17 protein-coding genes and 1 pseudogene are annotated in these 17,511 nt (G+C 65.8%); 12 read left to right on the top strand and 6 right to left on the bottom strand.

Features of this window, described 5'->3' with window-relative positions; translation table 11 throughout:
• The first annotated feature begins 15 nt into the window (after nt 1-15).
• From BCEP18194_RS05730 to BCEP18194_RS05715, 4 genes are all read left to right on the top strand, one after another.
• A complete protein-coding gene (locus tag BCEP18194_RS05730; RefSeq protein WP_011350383.1) occupies nt 16-495 on the top strand; it encodes a thioesterase family protein in 480 nt (159 codons plus the stop codon).
• A gap of 131 nt (nt 496-626) precedes the next feature.
• The gene (locus tag BCEP18194_RS05725; RefSeq protein ID WP_050781555.1) at nt 627-1,520 is read left to right on the top strand and encodes a LysR substrate-binding domain-containing protein; all 894 of its coding nucleotides are present in this window, start codon (nt 627-629) and stop codon (nt 1,518-1,520) included.
• Nucleotides 1,521-1,600: 80 nt separating this feature from the next.
• The gene (locus tag BCEP18194_RS05720) at nt 1,601-2,575 is read left to right on the top strand and encodes a GlxA family transcriptional regulator (RefSeq protein ID WP_011350381.1); all 975 of its coding nucleotides are present in this window, start codon (nt 1,601-1,603) and stop codon (nt 2,573-2,575) included.
• 79 nt (nt 2,576-2,654) lie between these two features.
• A complete protein-coding gene (locus BCEP18194_RS05715) occupies nt 2,655-3,563 on the top strand; it encodes a choline ABC transporter substrate-binding protein (protein WP_244272876.1) in 909 nt (302 codons plus the stop codon).
• A 208-nt stretch (nt 3,564-3,771) separates the two neighbouring features.
• Here the strand turns inward: BCEP18194_RS05715 and BCEP18194_RS05710 are convergent, their stop codons facing one another.
• The 3 genes from BCEP18194_RS05710 to BCEP18194_RS05700 form a co-directional block, all read right to left on the bottom strand.
• Nucleotides 3,772-4,074, bottom strand: a complete 303-nt coding sequence (locus BCEP18194_RS05710) for a hypothetical protein (RefSeq protein WP_011350379.1) — start codon at nt 4,072-4,074, stop codon at nt 3,772-3,774.
• 87 nt (nt 4,075-4,161) lie between these two features.
• The gene (locus tag BCEP18194_RS05705; protein WP_011350378.1) at nt 4,162-5,316 is read right to left on the bottom strand and encodes a branched-chain amino acid ABC transporter substrate-binding protein; all 1,155 of its coding nucleotides are present in this window, start codon (nt 5,314-5,316) and stop codon (nt 4,162-4,164) included.
• Nucleotides 5,317-5,957: 641 nt separating this feature from the next.
• Nucleotides 5,958-6,857 carry a DMT family transporter gene (locus tag BCEP18194_RS05700; RefSeq protein WP_011350377.1) on the bottom strand — a complete coding sequence of 300 codons (900 nt, stop codon included), beginning with the start codon at nt 6,855-6,857 and terminating at the stop codon, nt 5,958-5,960.
• A gap of 57 nt (nt 6,858-6,914) precedes the next feature.
• Between BCEP18194_RS05700 and BCEP18194_RS05695 the strand changes: the two genes are divergently transcribed.
• The 4 genes from BCEP18194_RS05695 to BCEP18194_RS05680 all read left to right on the top strand — a co-directional run bounded on the left by BCEP18194_RS05695 (nt 6,915) and on the right by BCEP18194_RS05680 (nt 10,075).
• The gene (locus BCEP18194_RS05695; RefSeq protein WP_011350376.1) at nt 6,915-7,901 is read left to right on the top strand and encodes a LysR substrate-binding domain-containing protein; all 987 of its coding nucleotides are present in this window, start codon (nt 6,915-6,917) and stop codon (nt 7,899-7,901) included.
• A gap of 196 nt (nt 7,902-8,097) precedes the next feature.
• A complete protein-coding gene (locus tag BCEP18194_RS05690) occupies nt 8,098-8,766 on the top strand; it encodes a hypothetical protein (RefSeq protein ID WP_011350375.1) in 669 nt (222 codons plus the stop codon).
• A gap of 130 nt (nt 8,767-8,896) precedes the next feature.
• Nucleotides 8,897-9,352: a hypothetical protein gene (locus tag BCEP18194_RS05685; protein WP_011350374.1), complete on the top strand. Its 456-nt coding sequence runs from the start codon at nt 8,897-8,899 to the stop codon at nt 9,350-9,352.
• A gap of 210 nt (nt 9,353-9,562) precedes the next feature.
• Nucleotides 9,563-10,075, top strand: a complete 513-nt coding sequence (locus tag BCEP18194_RS05680) for a hypothetical protein (RefSeq protein ID WP_011350373.1) — start codon at nt 9,563-9,565, stop codon at nt 10,073-10,075.
• 40 nt (nt 10,076-10,115) lie between these two features.
• Here BCEP18194_RS05680 and BCEP18194_RS05675 read toward each other — a convergent pair whose 3' ends face one another.
• From BCEP18194_RS05675 to BCEP18194_RS05665, 3 genes are all read right to left on the bottom strand, one after another.
• Nucleotides 10,116-10,760 (bottom strand): glutathione S-transferase family protein, encoded by a 645-nt coding sequence (locus BCEP18194_RS05675; protein ID WP_011350372.1) that lies wholly within the window; start codon nt 10,758-10,760, stop codon nt 10,116-10,118.
• A 117-nt stretch (nt 10,761-10,877) separates the two neighbouring features.
• Nucleotides 10,878-12,050 (bottom strand): porin, encoded by a 1,173-nt coding sequence (locus BCEP18194_RS05670; protein WP_011350371.1) that lies wholly within the window; start codon nt 12,048-12,050, stop codon nt 10,878-10,880.
• A gap of 152 nt (nt 12,051-12,202) precedes the next feature.
• Complete coding sequence (locus BCEP18194_RS05665; protein WP_011350370.1) at nt 12,203-13,036, bottom strand: helix-turn-helix transcriptional regulator; 834 nt, start codon at nt 13,034-13,036, stop codon at nt 12,203-12,205.
• Nucleotides 13,037-13,278: 242 nt separating this feature from the next.
• On the opposite strand from BCEP18194_RS05665, the gene BCEP18194_RS05660 reads away from it, so the two are divergent.
• From BCEP18194_RS05660 to BCEP18194_RS05645, 4 genes and pseudogenes are all read left to right on the top strand, one after another.
• Nucleotides 13,279-14,400: a polyamine ABC transporter substrate-binding protein gene (locus BCEP18194_RS05660; RefSeq protein WP_011350369.1), complete on the top strand. Its 1,122-nt coding sequence runs from the start codon at nt 13,279-13,281 to the stop codon at nt 14,398-14,400.
• A 68-nt stretch (nt 14,401-14,468) separates the two neighbouring features.
• Nucleotides 14,469-15,551, top strand: a pseudogene (locus tag BCEP18194_RS05655) (ABC transporter ATP-binding protein); the annotation flags it as partial.
• Between the two features lie 10 nt (nt 15,552-15,561).
• Entirely contained in the window at nt 15,562-16,545 is a 984-nt protein-coding gene (locus tag BCEP18194_RS05650) for an ABC transporter permease subunit (protein ID WP_041492523.1), read from the top strand.
• On the top strand, nt 16,542-17,483 hold the full coding sequence (locus BCEP18194_RS05645) for an ABC transporter permease subunit (RefSeq protein ID WP_011350366.1): 942 nt from the start codon (nt 16,542-16,544) through the stop codon (nt 17,481-17,483). The genes BCEP18194_RS05650 and BCEP18194_RS05645 overlap by 4 nt, the downstream gene beginning before the upstream one ends.
• Nucleotides 17,484-17,511: the final 28 nt, after the last annotated feature.

Genomic DNA, 17,511 nt, shown 5'->3' with positions numbered 1-17,511 from the left:
GAAGGATGGCGCCAGATGCAAGCGGAACTCGCGGTCCATGAAGGGCAGGTACGCGCGGAGTGGATCGACTACAACGGGCACATGAACGACGCGTGCTACGTGCGCGTGTTCAGCGAGTCGATCGACCGGTGGCTGGACAGCATCGGGATGGACGATGCGTTCCGATCGCGCGAGCGGGTGTCGGTCTATACGCTGCAGACCGTCGTTCATTACCTGAAGGAAATCGGGCTGGGCGCGCCGTTCGTCGTCACGGCCCGCGTGCTCGAGCACGACAGCAAGAAATGTCGGGTTTTCCTGACCATGCGGCACCCGATCGACGCCGAACACTTTGCTACGATGGAAGCCCTTTTGCTGCACGTGGACATGACGCTTCGGCGCAGCACGGCGTTTCGCGAGCAGACGCTGGCGCGGCTCGACGCGCTGTTTGCCGCGCAGCGAGATGCCCCGTTGCCGGTGCAAGCGGGTCGAGGCATTTCACTGGTGAAAGGGCAGTGATGTTCGCGTCGACGAACCTGCTCGACTCAGGCGGCAATGCACGTTGCGCCGGTCCGGCGGCCCGCCCGCTTCGACGCGCCGCAATACGACCGACTTCCGTCCCGAGAGAAGCCCCCGACATGGTTAGCCGCTTGAAGCACCTCCCGCCGCTGTCGTATCTCACCGCGTTCGAGGCAGCGGCCCGGCATGAGAGTTTCACGAGTGCCGCCGAGGAACTGTGCGTGACCCAGAGCGCGATCAGCCGGCAGATCCGGCTGCTCGAGGAAACGCTGGGCTGCGCGTTGTTCGTGCGGTCTCACAAGGCGGTGTCGCTCACCGACGGCGGGCGGAAGTTCCAGCGGACCGTCAATGCGGCGCTGGATCTGCTTGCCGCCGCCGCGTACGAATTGCGCGTGCAGGCGTCGACGTCGACGGTCACGGTGTCGGCGGATCTCGCGATCGCGTCGCACTGGCTGATTCCGCGCCTGCCGAAGTTTCGGGCCGAGCATCCGGAGATCATCATTCACGTCGATGCGTCGGACGAGGACACGCGCAACATCCGGGAAGGCGCGGACCTGGCGATCCAGTTCGGCGACGGCTACTGGCCGGCCTGCAACGCGCGGTTCCTGCTCGAGGAAGAGATCTTCCCGGTGTGCACGCCGGCGTATCTGGCCCGACTCGCGCCGATGGCGCACACGCGGGATCTGCTGCGCGCGACGTTGATCCATCTCGAGACGCGTCATTGGGACTGGATGGACTGGGCAACCTGGTTCGCGCATCACGACATCGCGCTGACCGAGCCGCGGCAGGACCTTTACATCAACAACTATCCGGCGGTCCTGCAGGCCGCGATGGGCGGGCAGGGCATCGCGATGGGATGGCGCTATCTGGCCGACGACATGCTGGCGACCGGGGTGCTGGTGCGGCCGATCGAGACCTCGGTGCGGACCGGCCGCGGGTTTTATCTGCTGCATCCGAGCGATACGTTGTTGAGCCCGGAGGCGCGGATCTTCTGCGACTGGATCGTCGGGCAATGCGCGGAATAGGGATGGCCGGCGGCGCGTGAAAGCGGGCGCCGACCGGCGGGCATGATGCCGGTTGAATAGAGGTTGAGAGGATCGATGCGATGAAATCGACATTCAGTCATTTCGGATTCCTGATATTGGAAAAGTATTCGATGATTGCGCTGACGAGTGCGATCGAGGCATTGCGAATGGCCAACCAGCTGCTCGGCTTCTCCCGCTACGACTGGACCATTTACTCGGTCGACGAAACGGCGATTCGCGCCAGCAACGGCATCGTCGCGGGGCCGGCGTGCCCGCTGGACCCTGCCGCGCGAATGCCCGACGTGATGTTCGTCTGCGGCGGATGGGACGTACGCGACGCCGTGGACGACGGGACCAAACGACTGCTCCGGACCCTGGCCGCGCGCGGCGTCGCGGTGGGCGGGCTGTGCACGGGAGCCTATGCGCTGATGGCCAGCGGCCTGCTCGACGGCTATCGCTGCGCGGTTCACTGGGAGGTGCTGTCCGAGCTGCATGACGAGTTTCCGGACGTCCGCTTCGTCGACGAACTCTTCGCCATCGACCGCGATCGCCTTACCTGCACCGGTGGAATGGCGCCGCTGGACATGATGCTGCACCTGATCGCGTCGGATCTCGGTCCGCCGATGGCTCGGCATATCTCGGAGCAATTCTCGATCGAGCGGGTCAGGGCCGTGACCGACCCGCAACCGATTCCCATTGCGTCACGGGTGGGCTTTTCGCGCGAGGAACTGATCGAGACGGTGCGGCTGATGGAGGCGAATATCGAGGAGCCGCTCACGGTGCCGGACCTGGCCCGGTTGGCCGGCGTGTCGATGCGCCACCTGCAGCGCGTCTTCAGGGAAGCATTGGACGTGACGCCGCACGAGTACTACGTCGGCCTGCGCTTGAAGCGTGCGCGGAAACTGATCCGCTACTCGAACATGTCGATCGCGACCGTCACGAAGACCTGCGGATTCCAGAGCGTCACGCATTTCAGCAAGGCCTTTCGCACTTTCTTCGGACACGCACCGAGTCACGAACGCCGGGCCCGCGAATCCGCCGGTGCGCTGGCCTGATCCCGATCATTTCAACGACGCAACCCGAGGTATCACCATGAATCGAACTGGTATGGCGGCGCTGGTCGCCGCGCTGTGCATGTCCGCGGCAGTCCATTCCGCGGGCGCGGCGGAGCCGGCGGCCTGCAGAAACGTGCGTATGGCCGATGTCGGCTGGAGCGACATCGCGGCCACGACCGGGCTGGCTTCCACGATGCTGTCCGCGCTGGGCTACAACCCGTCGAAGACGATCGCATCGGTGCCGATTACGTTTGCCGGGGTCAAGAGCAAGCAGATCGACATTTTCCTCGGCTACTGGTCGCCCTCGATGGATCCGATCATCGCGCCGTTCGTCAAGAGCGGCTCGATCAAGGTCCTTCCCGAGCCGAACCTGAAAGGCGCGAAATTCACGCTGGCGGTGCCGGACTACGTGTATCAGGCGGGGCTCAGGACGTTCGCGGACCTGCCGAAGTATGCGGACAAGCTGCAGTACCGCATTTACGGGATCGAGCCGGGGAACGACGGCAACCAGCTGATCGGCAAGATGATCCGGGAGAACAAGGACGGGATCGGCAAGTTCAAGCTGGTGGAATCGAGCGAGGCAGGCATGCTCGTCGAGCTCAACCGGGCCGTTCGCGACAAGCAGTGGATCGTGTTTCTTGCGTGGGAGCCTCATCCGATGAATGCGCAACACAGGATCAACTACCTGTCCGGTGGCGATGACGTGTTCGGCCCGAACTACGGCGAGGCGAAGGTGTTCACGGTCGAGCCGCCGGATTACGAGGCGCGGTGCCCGAATGTTGCGAAGTTCGCGTCGAACCTGCATTTCACGACCGAGCTCGAGAATCATTTGATGATTCCGATCATGAACCACCAGGATCCGAACCAGGCCGCGACGGAATGGCTGAAACGGAACACGTCGATGCTGGACACGTGGCTGGCCGGCGTCACGACGTTCGACGGCAAGCCGGCGCTACCGGCGGTGAAAGCGTATCTTGCTGCGCACTAGCAGCGGTTCGACGCAGGCAGGCGAGTGGGCGGCGCGGCGCGGAGGCGCGGTTTCGCGTCTTCCGCGCGGCAGGGTGCGACGGTGCGGTCGCAGGATCGCGTTCGACGCGAATGGCGGTGCCGGGATTCCTGCGGCGACACGCGATCAAGTGACGCGCGGTAACCGGGTGCCGGCGACGGCCATCGGCGCGGAACCAACCTTCCGCGGGTTACGACTCGTCGTCGCGGGTCGTTTCGGAACGTGTTTTTTCCACCGCAGGAAACGTGCCGCCGCCGCGCGGCCGTTTCGGTTCGATCCGCATCTGCCGGATCACGCGCCGGAAATCGATCTCGTGCGCAGCCATCGTGCCGATCAGTTTCGCGATGACCGCGAGGTGGGACGGGACCGTGCCCTTGCTCGAATAGTTCGTGATCGAACTTTCGTTCATCTTGATCAGGCGGGCGAACTCGCGCGCCGTCAGCTGTGCCTTCTTCAACTCCTGTTGAAATTCCGCATACGCCATTGCACACATGATGCTTCGTCTCCGTGAATCAGAAATCGGCCCGCGCGGCGCCGGCGCCGACGGGTGGCGTCCCCGTCGTGCCGGCGCCGCGGCGGGTTACATCTTCACCTGGTCGACGAAGGTCTTCTTGCCGCTCTTGTAGCCGTAGATCGAGATGATCCCGTGCGTCAGGTCGCCCTTCGAATCGAACGTCGTCGTGCCGATCACGCCGTCGTACTTCGTCGCCGGCATCGCGGCGAGGATCTTCGCCGGATCGGTCGAGTTCGCGCGCTTCATCGCGTCGACCGCGATGTAGACCGCGTCATACGCGAACGGCGCGTCGAACTTGATGCCCTGGTTGAAGCGCTTCTGGTACTTCGCGAGGAAGTCCGCGCCGCCCGGCATCTTCTCGAGCGCAGCGCCTGCCTGCGAGCACGTCACGTTGTCGGCCGCCGGGCCGGCCAGGTCGGCCAGCGAGTCGGTGCACACGCCGTCGCCCGACAGGATCTTCGCGCGCAGGCCGAGCTGCTTCGCCTGCTTCGCGAGCGGGCCGCCGGTCGCGTCCATGCCGCCGTACATGATCGCGTCCGGGTTCTCGCCCTTGACCTTGGTCAGAATCGCGCGGAAGTCGACTGCCTTGTCGTTGGTCGCGTCGTGCGACAGCACCTTCAGGCCGAGCGCCTTCGCCTTCTTTTCGAACTCGTTCGCGAGGCCCTGACCGTACGCGGTCGAATCGTCGATCACCGCCACGGTCTTCACGCCCTTCGACTGCGCGTAGCTCGCGAGTGCCGGGCCTTGCTGCGCGTCGGTCGCGACGACGCGGTAGGTCGTCTTGAAGCCTTGCTGCGTGTAGGTCGGGTTCGTGGCCGACGGCGAGATCTGCACGATGCCCGCGTCGCTGTAGATCTTCGACGCCGGGATCGACGTGCCCGAGTTCAGGTGGCCGATGACGGCGACGACCTTGTCGTCGACGAGCTTCTGCGCGACCTGGGTGGCCTGGCGCGGGTCGGCCGCGTCATCCTGCGCATCGAGTTGCAGCGTGATCTTCTTGCCGCCGATCGTGAGGCCCTTCGCATTGATTTCCTCGACCGCGAGGCGCGCACCGTTCTCGTTGTCCTTGCCGAGGTGCGAGATGCCGCCCGTCGTCGGTTCGACGCTGCCGATCTTGACGACCTGGTCGGCCATCGCGGTCGACGCGGCCGCGAATGCGGCGGCAGCCAGTGCGACGGTGATCAGGGGTTTGCAGCGCATGCCGACAGTGCTTCGTTCCATCTGCCATCTCCGATTTGAATGTCTTTCTATTGACGTCTCGACCGGCCGACGGCGAGGTCGGGGCGATCGGACGAGTCTCCATACCCATCATGGGCTTCACTTGCATCGCGTCCGGCACCTCGATATGTCGCCCGGACGAGCGGGCGAATCGGGGCCTGATACGGTGCAATTCGTATGAATATATATGAAGCCGATTTTGCGCGCTGCAGCGAATCGCGTAGCGGGGCGTTCGCAGCACGGCCGGCGCGTGAAATTCGAAGGCGCCGGATGCCGGAAATCGTGCGCCGCGGCAGGCCACAGGCTGCGATTCGCTGTCGACGGCCTTACGGCCGCATCCATTATTCGGCCGGTGGCCGGGGCGAAGCCATGCACACTGACGTGCGGTCAATCCGGAACTGTTCGGTCGATTTGTCTGCACAGTTTGGACGATTTCGATTGCGCATCCGGTTGCGGGGCCATGCTTCATCGGGATCGATGTCCTTGTCTTAACGCAACTAACGGTCAAGTCCGGCAGCGTCGGCGAACTGGTGCGAGTCGACAGCCCTCGTGAAGAATTCCGCTTTGCAGATGCCGGGGTTCATTCGGGCCGGCTCGCTTGCGGATCGCCGGGCCGATCGCGCCGGGCCGAAGCGCCCGCGATCCTACGAACGTCCGCGCAACGCGACGAAGATCACGCCGGCAATCGCCAGCAGGCCGCCGCACACCGTCTCGATACCGGGCCGCTCGCCCGTCAGCGCCATCGACAGGACCGTCGCGACCGCCGGCGTCAGGTAGAGGAAGTTGGCGGCGCGCGCCGCGCCGAAGTAGCCGAGTGCGAAAGTCCAGGTCGCGTAACCGAGCGCGGCGGGGAAGATGCCGAGCGTCAGCACGGCCAGCGTCGTGTCGCGCGACCCGCTGCCCAGCGCCACGAGTGCGCCCGGCAGCCACGGTGCGAGCAGCAGTGCGCCAGCCAGCAGCGTGTACGCGGTGCAGGCCAGCGCGCCGTACACCGGAATCAGCCGCCGTTGCAGCACGAAATAGCTGGCCGAACACAGGGCCGCGCCGAGAATCAGCGTGCTGCCCGCGCCGAGGACGAGGCTGCCCGGTTGCCCGCGCGCGATCACCGCGATGCCGGCGAGGCTGACCAGCGAGCCGAGCCAGCCCCAGCGATTGAAGCGCTCGCCAAGAAACACGGCGGCCAGCAGCGCCGTGAAGATCGGCAGCGTGTTCACGATGAAGCTCGCCGCGCCGGCGGATACCGTCTGCTCGCCGGTATTGAGCAGCGCGTTGTAGAGCGCGATGCCGAGAAAGCCGCACAGCAGGAAGCGCAGCGCGTCGCCGCGTGTCGGCACGCGCGGCCGCTTCGCGATCAGCCACGCGACGATCAGCACGGCCGCGGTCGCGAAGCGCGCCGCCGCGAGTTGCAGCGGTGTCAGGCCATGCAGGCCGATCCGGATGAACGGGAAAGCGGACGCCCACGAAACGATCGTGAAGGCGACCGCGCCGGCCGCGATCAGCGGCTGTCGCGCATGGCGCGACGACGGGGTGGAGAGCGTGTTCATGCGGCAATGATGCGGCGTGGCAAGATGCTAAGCTAGCGCACAGATCAGCACGCAGATATGACTATGACTCACAGCTCGAGCCGGCGGCCGGCCGATGCATCAACCCGCGCAAAGCGCGCACCAGCGGGGTCGCCCGCCGCCGTGCCGGTGCCGGGTTCGCGGCCGCCGCTCGCGAGCCTCGAGACGGTGTGCACGGTCGCGCGCGAGGGTTCGTTCCTGGCTGCGGCCGACGTCTCCGGCGTGACGCATGGCGCGATCAGCCGGCGGGTGGCCGCTGTCGAAAACTGGCTCGGCCTGAGGTTGTTCGAGCGTCATGCGCGCGGCGTGCGTCTCACGCCGGACGGCCAGCGCTTCGTCGGCCGGATCGAGCAGGCGTTCGCGATCATCGACAGTGCGGCCGATCAGTGGCGCTCGCCGCGTGCGCCGCGGCTGGTCAGGATGAGCGTGGTGCCTGCCTTCGCGCAGCTCTGGCTGTTCGAGCGCCAGCATGCGCTCGAGAGCGAGGCGCCCGCATTGCGGATCGAACTCGGCATCGATCTGCGCAACGTGGATATCGCCGGTGGCGAAGCGGACCTGTCGGTCCGGTACGGGCGCGGCAACTGGCGTCAGCTCGAAACCCGCGCGTTCATGCAGGAGCGGCTCTATCCGGTCGCGCATCCGCGGCTCGCCGCGCAACTGGCGAAGGAGCGCCGCCGGCGCGGCGATGCCGCGTTGCTCGACCTGCCGTTGCTGCACGATTCCGATGTGACCGGCTGGCGCACGTGGTTCGATGCATTGGGCGTGCCGTTCAAGCCGCGCGCGCAGGATCGCCGTTTCGAGGATTACAACCTCGTGCTGGCGGCCGCCGAGGCCGGCCTCGGCGTGGCGCTGGCACGGGTACCGCTCGCCGACACCTATCTCAAGCGCAGCGAACTCGTGCGCGTGAGCCGGCACGAGGTCGATTCGGTGCTCAGGTATTACTTCGTGCACGCGAAGGGGGAGAATCGGCCTGAGGTGCTGGCGTTGATGGAGCGGATGCGGGCGGCGGTGGGGGCTGGCGGCTAGCAGCTAGCCCCGGCCGGTGTATCGTGACGACCCCCGCCACGGAACGCGCGTGGGGGCGAAGAAAGTGTTGTGCGATACGCGGCACTAGGCTCGGGCCGCCGGATCGACGACAATGCGACCGCGAAAAACGATGAGGTGGAGAGATGAACCAGATTCAAAAAGGTATGCATCCGTGCGGATGCAAGCGAGGTCAGCAATGAACAAGCCGGACAAGTCGTCGAAAGCGCGTGCCGCGCTCGACCAGCTGTTTTCGGGCATGGCGCCCGCGGATGCAACGCGCGCGGAGCGTCCGGGCAATCCGTTCGAAGCGAGTGCAGACGAAGCATCCGCCGGCACGGGCGGTCGCGGCGGGATCGAAGTCACGCTCTCGACCCGAATCCAGTTGCGCGGCTATCCGAATGCGAATGCATTCATGAAGCGCATGGCCGAAGCCTGGGGGCTGGAGTGGGGGATGTACGACAGCGTCAAGGCCATCGCGACGCTGCCCGTCGGGTGGCGGGCGCGCCGGCTTCCGGAAGTCACGCAGATCGTCGACGGACACGACGTGCTGCGCGCGGAGAGCAGCCTGCAGGGCGGCGAGATGTCGTATCTGAAAGTGCATCCGCGGTACTACATTGACGCACGCAAGGGATTTGGCTGGGGCAAGTCGTCGAAGGCATCCGACGATCCGGATCTCGACGGCCCCGACTGGAACTGCTTCGTGATCGATCGCGAAAAGTCCATCGAAGTGCACGAACTGACGACCTCGTCGCTGAAAGCCGACATGGACAACGCGCGGGCGACGTTGCTGAAATGGCTGGACGAGAACTATCCGAAACATCGCGATCCTTTCGCGTACTGGTCGGATTGCGAAGGGGCGTCGTAATTTTGCGTGGCCGCCCGGTGCGGTATTGCGGGCATACGCGGGGCGACCGGCGCCGGAGCGGGTGGGGTGCATGCCGCCTCGATGCATCGGCCGGTTGCGACGGGGGCAATAGGGGCAACAGGGGCGCCCATTGAAACGAGTCAGCCTGGTCCCGGTTCTCTGGGCCGCGTTCGGTGCGGCGGTCGGTTCGACCGTCGTCGAGCTGCTGCTCTGGCCGATCGCCGGCGATGACGCGATCGGGAACCTGTTGCGCGACACACGCCTCACGGCGGCCATCGTGATGGGGCGCGGCGTGCTCGGCGCGTCCGCCGGCTTCGATCCGCTCGTCATGGCGGTCGCGACCCTCGTTCATATGGCACTGTCGCTGATCTACGCGGCCGTGCTGGCGAAGGCGATTCGCAACCTGTCGCTCGCAGCCGCGCTCCTCGCGGGCGGCGCGTTCGGCCTCATCCTGTACGGCGTCAACCTGTACGCGTTCACCGCGATCTTCCCGTGGTTCATCCCGGTTCGTGGCGCGATCACGCTCGTCGCCCATCTGGTATTCGGGATCACGGCAGCGGCTGCTTACCGCTTCGCCCGGCGCTAGGTCGGGCGTCGCGGGTTCCCGCGTCGATCATTCGCACCAGACCCCTGGAATAAGCCGGTGCGCCGCATCGTTTAGCCGTCAGGAGACCTTGTACGAAGCGGCGGCACGTGAGCGCCGCGTGGTGAATCGTGCGCGGGCAATCCGATCGGCCGCGTGCCGCCAGCGGCGCGCGCGATCGAGTGGTCGGGGGCAATCAGGCAGGAGCCGATCATGTGCAACTGGTTTCGATCCGGGATAGGCATCGTCTGTCTCGGCTGTTCCGCGGCGGTTTTTGCGCAAACGTACGACGATCTGGCGGACGAGACGACGAACTGCCGGGCGGTCGTCGCGCGAGCGAACATCGACGGCACGGAGCAGCAAATCGTCGGGCGTGCGTGCCTGCAGGACGACGGCACATGGCAGTTCGTGCAGAGTCCCGATGGTAGCGTTCTATGGTATCCGGCGGCGGACTATCCGTATGCCGACCTGTGGTACTGGGGCCCGCCGCTTTTCATCGGCGCGGGCGTGGGTTTCGTGTTCGTCGATCGTTTTCACCACTTCCACCATTTCCACCACTTCGATCACGTCGTCCACTTCAACGGGACGGAGCATCGCCGCTTCGGCGTGCCGATCGGCGCCGGTTTTCACCACGGCGCGTTCCCGGCTGGTACCGCCGGTCACGAATTCGGCGGTACGCATCCGGTCGGCGGCATGAGCGGATTCGGTGGAATGCGGCGACATTAGGCGGCGTTTCCGGGCGGATTCGCTGCCGCCGAGATACTTGCTAGTCGAGCCGCCCGCGCAAGTCGTCGAACGGAATCATCACGTGCGTGCGATACGCGGGCCGCGTTTTCAGCCGTTCGTACCACGCTTGCACGTGCGGGATGTCCGGCCGTGCGATGTCGAGTTCGAAGTAGCGATACAGGTGCGTGCCGGCCGCGATGTCGGCGAGTGTGATTGAATCGCCCGCGAGAAACGGCTGCCCGGCCAGCGCCGCATCGAGCGCCTGGAAGTGCTGCGCGCACTGCGCGATGCTTTGCTCGACGCGCGCCGTGTCGCGCTGCTCGGGCGGCGTCCGGAAGTAGCCCCGGAACACGCCGTTCAGGAACGTCGGCTGCAGCGTGGTTTGCGACCAGTCCATCCAGCGGTCGGCGCGCGACTGTTCGGCCGGGTCGTCGTGCCAGAAGCCGGGGCGCCCGTAACGCGCGGCGAGGTAGCGCAGGATGCTGTGCGATTCCCAGACGACCGTGCCGCCGTCGTCGATCAGCGGCACGCGCCCGTGCGGGTTCATCGCGAGAAAAGCCGGTGTGTCGAGCACGCCGAACTGCCCGCCGGCCGGCACGTGCCGATGCGCGAGCGCGAGCTCGTCGACGAGCCACATCACCTTCTGGACGTTGAATGCATTGCGGCGCCCCCAAACGGTCAGCATGCCGGCCTCCTTGTGTCGTGCGGAACGGGATCGCGAGAGTGTAAACGCAGCAGGCGCGCACCGCGGTGCGCGCCTGCCGGCTGTCGTCGTTGTCGTTGTCGCCGTGCGGCGATGCGATCAGAACTTGTGGCGAATCCCGACGATCGCGAGTTCCTGCGTATCGGTGCCGGAGTTCACGCCGTACGAGCCGACCGACGCGGCGGCCTTCACGACCGCGCCGTTCGCGTTGAGCGTGTTGCCGCTCGCCTTCTGGTAGCCGAACAGCGCATACAGGTCGGTGCGTTTCGACAGCGCGTAGTCCGCGCCGAGGTTGACCTGGTTGTAGTGCGCGGAAGACGGGCCCGTCAGCGACGTGTAGTTGTAGCCGACGCCCGCGCGCAGCGCCGGCGAGAACTGCCAGTTGAAGAACGCCGAGCCGTTGTTGAACTTCGCGTTCTGGCTGAATGCCGACAGCGTGTCCGCGCCGTACTGCGTGTTCGAATACGCGAGGCCGAAGGTGGCGGGCCCGGCCACGTACTGGCCGGCCACGCGCACGATCTGGATCGACTTCGCGCTCGAGAAGCCCTGGTTGATCACGGTGTTGAACAGCGTGTCCGAGCTGCTCGACCAGTTGCGCACGCCGTTCGCGACGGTGGAGCCGCCGTTCGCATAGAAGAAGCCGGCACCGAGCGACAGCGGGCCGTTCGCGTAGCTTGCGCCGAAGCTGTACGTGCGGCCGCTGCCGGTGGCGCCCGCGACGCCGCCGAAGCCGTACAGGCCTTCGAACTGGAAGCCCGAGATCAGCGGGCTCGTGTACTTCACCGAGTTGCTGACGCGCAGGCTGTTGTCGTAGTTGTCGAGGTCGCCCGGCGTCGCGAACACGCCGCCGAAGTAGTTGTCCTGCGTGAGGCCTTGCACGAGATCGACGACCGGATCGTACTGGCGGCCGAGCGTCACGGTGCCGTACGTGCTGCTCGAGAGGCCGACGACGGCCTTGCGGCCGAATTCGCGCGAGCCCTGGCCGAGTGCGCCCGTGCCGATGTTGAAGCCGTTCTCGAGCTGGAACAGCGCGGCCAGGCCGCCGCCGAGATCCTCGGTGCCGCGCAGCCCCCAGCGGCTACCCGACAGGTTGCCGCTGCTGAACTTGACGAGGCTCGACGCATTGCTGCCGTTCGCGTTCTGCGCGTTGTGCACGTACGCGATGCCCGCATCGGCGATGCCGTACAGCGTGACGCTGCTTTGTGCGTGCGCGCCGGCGGCGTAGAGCGCGGCCGGTAGCGCGAGCAGTGCGAGTGAACGGACCTGTTTCATTGTTGGATTCCCCCGTTGGTCGATTGGTCTGACGAGTCGGTGAACGATACGGACAGCGCATCGTCAAGGGAACCAATAAATTGTCGGATCGTTATGAGGCGGCGCGGGGATGGGTGCGCGCGCAACCGGCTGGGGGCCGGCGCGCAGGGACGCTAGGCGTCGTGCCGCCGCGATGCGTTTCTCAGCACGAGCGTCATCAGTTGCCGGCGCGAATCGACGCCGAGCTTCGCGAACGCGCGCTTCGCGTACGTGTCGACGGTGGACGTCTTGAGCCCCATCGATTGCGCGATGGCCGCCGACGTCATGCCCTGGATGAACGACGCGCAGACGTGCATCTCGCGCGCGGTCAGGCGTTCCTGCCATTCCGGCAGCCATTGCGCGACGAGGTCGAGATCGAGTTCGTCGCGTGGCGTGTCGTCCGCCGAGATCGCGCCGAGCAGGCGCTTGTGCGCGGATGCCAGCGGCAGCACGACTTGCGAGAGCTGCTTCAGCAGGCTCAGCTCCTTCAGCGAAAACGGCGGCAGCCGCCGCGAACGCGCGATCGAGATCGAGTAGCGCGTGCCGCCCGTCACGCCGGCGATCACGCATTCGTCGTGGATGTCGCCGGCATCGAAGAACAGATGGCGCAGCTCGCTCGCCACGCGCTGCGAGGACACCTGCAGCAGTTGCACGTCGTTTTCGGTTTCGATCGCCGCGTACGTTGCATCGTCGCTCGCGTAGCTGCGGTAGTAGTGGCGCATCACCTGCGCGACCAGCTCGGGCTCGCGGCCGAAACTGCCGATCCAGCCGACGCTGCGCTGGCCGGAAGACGCACTGCGCTCGTAGTCGAGATGCACGGCGTCGAAATCGACGTAGCGCACGAGCGTGTCGTAGACGGCGCGCATGAACTGCGGCGTGCCGACGGCTTGTGCGATGTCGCCCAGCGTTTCGGTCACGAACGCGACGTGGCTCAACGGGAGATCGGGGGCGGGCAGCGCAGCGCTCATGACGTCGGATGTCGAAGATTTTCAGGTGGCGCTACAGGTATCACGAATATTTTCGACTGCCTACGCGGGAATCTACCCAAACGGCGGGAATCGACGTCGCCGTTTGTCCCGGTTTTCGGGACTGACGCTGGCGGTCGCGATCTCTACATTGACCCTTGTGCTGAACACCGCTCGACGGCGTTGACGCGAGTCCGGACCCGGACCGGGCGCAACGGCCGATCCCCATCACAAGGAGAATCCCCATGCGTATCCGTATCCGTCGTCAACCGGCGTTGCGCGCCGCGCGCGTCACGTCGGCGGCGCTGGCCGTCGCGGCCAGCCTGTCCGTCCATGCCGGCGACACCAACCTGAACGTGTACAACTGGTCGGAGTATGTCGCGAAGGACACGGTCCCCACCTTCGAGAAGCAGTCGGGCATCAAGGTGCGCTACGACAGCTACGACAGCGACGATACGCTGCAGACGAAGCTGCTCGCGGGCAGTTCGGGCTACGACATCGTCGTGCCGACGTCGAACTATCTCGCGCAGCAGATCCAGGCCGGTGTGTACCAGAAGCTCGACAAGTCGAAGCTGCCGAATCTCGCGAACCTCGACCCGGTGCTGATGAAGATGGTCGCGAAGGCCGACCCGGGCAACCAGTACGGCGTGCCGTGGGCGTGGGGCACGACGGGGATCGGCTACAACGTCGAGGCGGTCCGGAAGCGGCTCGGCGACGCCGCACCGACCGACAGCTGGGCGCTGCTGTTCGACCCGGCGAACGCGGCGAAGCTGAAAGGCTGCGGCATCTCGCTGCTCGACGCACCGGACGCCGCGTTCGCGGCGGCGCTGCAGTACATGGGCAAGGACCCGGAGAGCAAGAACCCGGCCGACTACCAGGCTGCCTACGACGTGCTGAAGAAGATCCGCCCGTACGTCACGCAGTTCAGCTCGGCCGGCTATGCGGACGACCTGGCGAACAACGACGTGTGCGTCGTGCTCGGCTGGTCCGGCGACGTCGGCATCGCGCGGCGGCGCACGCTGGATGCGAAGCGTTCGTACGAGATCCGCTACGTGAACCCGAAGGAAGGTGGCCTGCTGTGGTTCGACGTGATGGCGATCCCGAAGGATGCGCCGCATCCGGAAGCCGCGCTGAAGTGGATCAACTACATCGAGGACCCGAAGACCAACGCGGCGATCACGAACGAGATTTTCTACCCGAGCGCCAACAAGGCTGCCCGTACGTTCGTGACGCCGGCGATCGTGCAAGACCCGAGCATCTACCTGTCCGACGCGACGATCGCGAAGACGTCGCTCGCGATGCCGCGCAGCGCCGACATCGCGCGGATGCAGAACCGTCTGTGGCTGCAGTTGAAGTCGGGCGGTTGAGGGAGACGACGATGATCCATACGCTCCCTGCCGCACCGGTTGCGGCCGACGCTCGCCGCGATGCGGGCGCATTCGTGCGCATCGAAAACGTCGTGAAGAAATTCGGCGACAGCACCGCCGTCGACAACGTGAACCTGACGATCGCGAAGAACGAACTCTTCGCGCTGCTCGGCAGCTCGGGCTGCGGCAAGTCGACGTTGCTGCGCATGCTCGCCGGGCTCGAGACGGCCACCTCCGGCAAGATCTTCGTCGACGGCGAAGATCTCGCATCGCTGCCGCCGTATCGCCGCCCGGTGAACATGATGTTCCAGTCGTACGCGCTGTTCCCGCACATGTCGGTCGAATCGAACGTCGCATTCGGCCTGAAGCAGGAAGGCACGCCGAAGCACGAGATCAGGGAGCGCGTGGCCGATGCGCTCGCGCTCGTGCAGATGAGCAAGTACGCGCAGCGCAAGCCGCACCAGCTCTCCGGCGGCCAGCAGCAGCGCGTCGCGCTGGCCCGCTCGCTGGTCAAGCGTCCGAAGCTCTTGCTGCTCGACGAGCCGATGTCCGCGCTCGACAAGAAGATCCGCCAGAAGACCCAGCTCGAACTCGTGAACATCATCGAGCAGGTCGACGTGACCTGCGTGATGGTCACGCACGACCAGGAAGAGGCGATGACGATGGCCAGCCGCCTCGCAGTGATGAGCGAAGGCAAGATCGTGCAGATCGGTGCGCCTGGCGAGGTGTACGAGTTTCCGAACAGCCGCTTCTCGGCCGAATTCATCGGCTCGACGAACCTGTTCGAAGGGCGTGTGGTCGAGGACGAGCCCGATCACATCTTCGTCGAAAGTGACGACCTCGAAGCGCGCATGCATGTGAACCATGGTGTCACCGGCCCGCTCGGGATGCCGGTCGGCATCTCGGTGCGCCCCGAACGCATTCACGTGTCGCGCGAGAAACCCGGTTCGAAACACAACTGGGCGCGCGGCGTCGTGACCGACATCGCGTACATGGGCAGCTACTCGCTGTATCACGTGCGCTTGCCGAGCGGCAAGACGGTGGTGTCGAACCTGTCGAGCTCGCACCTGATGACCGACAACGCACCGGCGTGGAACGACGACGTGTTCGTGTCGTGGTCGCCGGCCAGCGGCGTCGTGCTGACGCAGTGAGGGGCCAACGATGAGAACCTCCGCTACCACTCCGTCCGCGCCGGTATCGTCCGGTGCCGCAAGCACCGGCACCGGTCGCGCCCGCCCGGGACGCTTCGCGATGTTGTCGCGCTTCGTGCCTTCGGGCCGCACCGTCGCGATCGGCGTGCCGTTCCTGTGGCTCGTGATCTTTTTCGCGCTGCCATTCGTGCTGGTGCTGAAGATCAGCTTCGCCGACCAGATGCTCGGCATCCCGCCGTACACCGCGCTCGCGCGGATGGAGGCGGGCACCGTGCAGGTCGTGCTGTCGCTGAAACATTACGCGCTGCTGCTGCAGGACGACCTGTACCTGAACACCTACGTCAGCTCGCTGAAGATGGCCGCGGCATCGACGCTGATGTGCCTGCTGGCCGGCTACCCGATCGCGTATTTCATTGCGCGCTCGGCGCCGGCCCGCCGCAACCTGCTGATGATGGCCGTGATGCTGCCGTTCTGGACGTCGTTCCTGATCCGCGTCTATGCGTGGGTCGGGATCATGAAGGATGACGGGTTGCTGAACCACGCGCTGGCGGCGCTCGGCGTGATCGCGACACCGCTGCGCCTGTATCACACCGACGCGGGCGTCTACATCGGGATGGTCTATTCGTATCTGCCGTTCATGGTGATGCCGCTGTATGCACACCTCGTGAAGATGGACCTCACGTTGCTCGAGGCCGCGAACGATCTCGGCGCGACGCCGTGGTCCGCGTTCTGGCGCATCACGCTGCCGCTGTCGAGGAACGGCATCGTCGCGGGCAGTCTGCTCGTGTTCATCCCCGCGGTTGGCGAATACGTGATCCCCGAGCTGCTCGGCGGTGCGAACACGCTGATGCTCGGCCGCGTGATGTGGGACGAGTTCTTCAACAACATGGACTGGCCGATGGCGTCCGCGGTGACGGTGACGATGGTGCTGCTGCTGCTCGTGCCGATGGCGCTGCTCCATTACAGCCAGACCGAAGCGGAGGCCAAACCATGAACCGCGCGAATCGCATCCTGTCCGCGTGCGTGCTGGGCGCGGGCTTCCTGTTCCTGTACATCCCGATCGTCAGCCTGGTCGTCTACTCGTTCAACGCGTCGAAGCTGGTGACGGTGTGGTCGGGTTTCTCGCTGAAGTGGTACGGCGCGCTGCTGCACGACGACGAACTGCTCACGGCCGCATGGCTGTCGCTGAAGATCGCGCTGCTGACGGCCACTGCGTCGGTCGCGATCGGCACCTGGGCCGGCTTCGTGCTGGCCCGCATGGGGCGCTTTCGCGGCTTCACGCTGTATGCCGCGATGATCAACGCGCCGCTCGTGATTCCGGAAGTGATCCAGGGCATCTCGCTGCTGCTGCTGTTCGTCGCGATGCAGCAGACCTTCGGCTGGCCGGCCGGGCGCGGCTGGCTGACGATCTGGATCGGCCACGTGATGCTGTGCCTGTCGTTCGTCGCGGTGATCGTGCAGTCGCGCGTGAAGGAGCTCGATCGCTCGATCGAGGAAGCCGCGCTCGATCTCGGCGCGCGGCCGTGGAAGGTGTTCTTCGTGATCACGCTGCCGCTGATCGCGCAGGCGCTGGTGTCCGGCTGGCTGCTCGCGTTCACGGTGTCGATCGACGACGTGATCCTGTCCGCGTTCCTGTCGGGCCCCGGATCGACGACGCTGCCGCTGGTCGTGTTCTCCCGCGTGCGGATGGGGCTCAACCCGGAAATGAATGCGCTCGCCACGGTGTTCATCACCGTCGTGACGATCGGCGTCGTCGTCGTGAACCGCGCGATGCTGGCCCGCGAGCGGCGGCAGGCGCGCGACACGCGGATGTGGCACGCGGCGTCCTCGGCCGAGGTATCCGGCTCCCCCGCGTCGCCGTCCGCCATCCCACCCGCGCGCGCGCCTGCCGCGCCGCCGCTGCACGACCGCATCCCGCATCCCACGAAGTGACGAACAGAGACGAACGACCAGGAGACAT

It is taken from the genome of Burkholderia lata, assembly GCF_000012945.1.
Lineage (GTDB): Bacteria > Pseudomonadota > Gammaproteobacteria > Burkholderiales > Burkholderiaceae > Burkholderia > Burkholderia lata.
Note: the sequence above shows the minus strand (reverse complement) of the source record. Positions and strands in the feature narration are given on the sequence as shown.

Coding starts and splice junctions, on each gene's coding strand:
- BCEP18194_RS05730 (WP_011350383.1), top strand. CDS start 16: ATGCAAGCGGAACTCGCGGTCCATGAAGGGCAGGTACGCGCGGAGTGG.
- BCEP18194_RS05720 (WP_011350381.1), top strand. CDS start 1,601: ATGAAATCGACATTCAGTCATTTCGGATTCCTGATATTGGAAAAGTAT.
- BCEP18194_RS05715 (WP_244272876.1), top strand. CDS start 2,655: ATGTCCGCGGCAGTCCATTCCGCGGGCGCGGCGGAGCCGGCGGCCTGC.
- BCEP18194_RS05710 (WP_011350379.1), bottom strand. CDS start 4,074: ATGTGTGCAATGGCGTATGCGGAATTTCAACAGGAGTTGAAGAAGGCA.
- BCEP18194_RS05705 (WP_011350378.1), bottom strand. CDS start 5,316: ATGGAACGAAGCACTGTCGGCATGCGCTGCAAACCCCTGATCACCGTC.
- BCEP18194_RS05700 (WP_011350377.1), bottom strand. CDS start 6,857: ATGAACACGCTCTCCACCCCGTCGTCGCGCCATGCGCGACAGCCGCTG.
- BCEP18194_RS05695 (WP_011350376.1), top strand. CDS start 6,915: ATGACTATGACTCACAGCTCGAGCCGGCGGCCGGCCGATGCATCAACC.
- BCEP18194_RS05690 (WP_011350375.1), top strand. CDS start 8,098: ATGAACAAGCCGGACAAGTCGTCGAAAGCGCGTGCCGCGCTCGACCAG.
- BCEP18194_RS05680 (WP_011350373.1), top strand. CDS start 9,563: ATGTGCAACTGGTTTCGATCCGGGATAGGCATCGTCTGTCTCGGCTGT.
- BCEP18194_RS05675 (WP_011350372.1), bottom strand. CDS start 10,760: ATGCTGACCGTTTGGGGGCGCCGCAATGCATTCAACGTCCAGAAGGTG.
- BCEP18194_RS05670 (WP_011350371.1), bottom strand. CDS start 12,050: ATGAAACAGGTCCGTTCACTCGCACTGCTCGCGCTACCGGCCGCGCTC.
- BCEP18194_RS05665 (WP_011350370.1), bottom strand. CDS start 13,036: ATGAGCGCTGCGCTGCCCGCCCCCGATCTCCCGTTGAGCCACGTCGCG.
- BCEP18194_RS05660 (WP_011350369.1), top strand. CDS start 13,279: ATGCGTATCCGTATCCGTCGTCAACCGGCGTTGCGCGCCGCGCGCGTC.
- BCEP18194_RS05650 (WP_041492523.1), top strand. CDS start 15,562: ATGAGAACCTCCGCTACCACTCCGTCCGCGCCGGTATCGTCCGGTGCC.
- BCEP18194_RS05645 (WP_011350366.1), top strand. CDS start 16,542: ATGAACCGCGCGAATCGCATCCTGTCCGCGTGCGTGCTGGGCGCGGGC.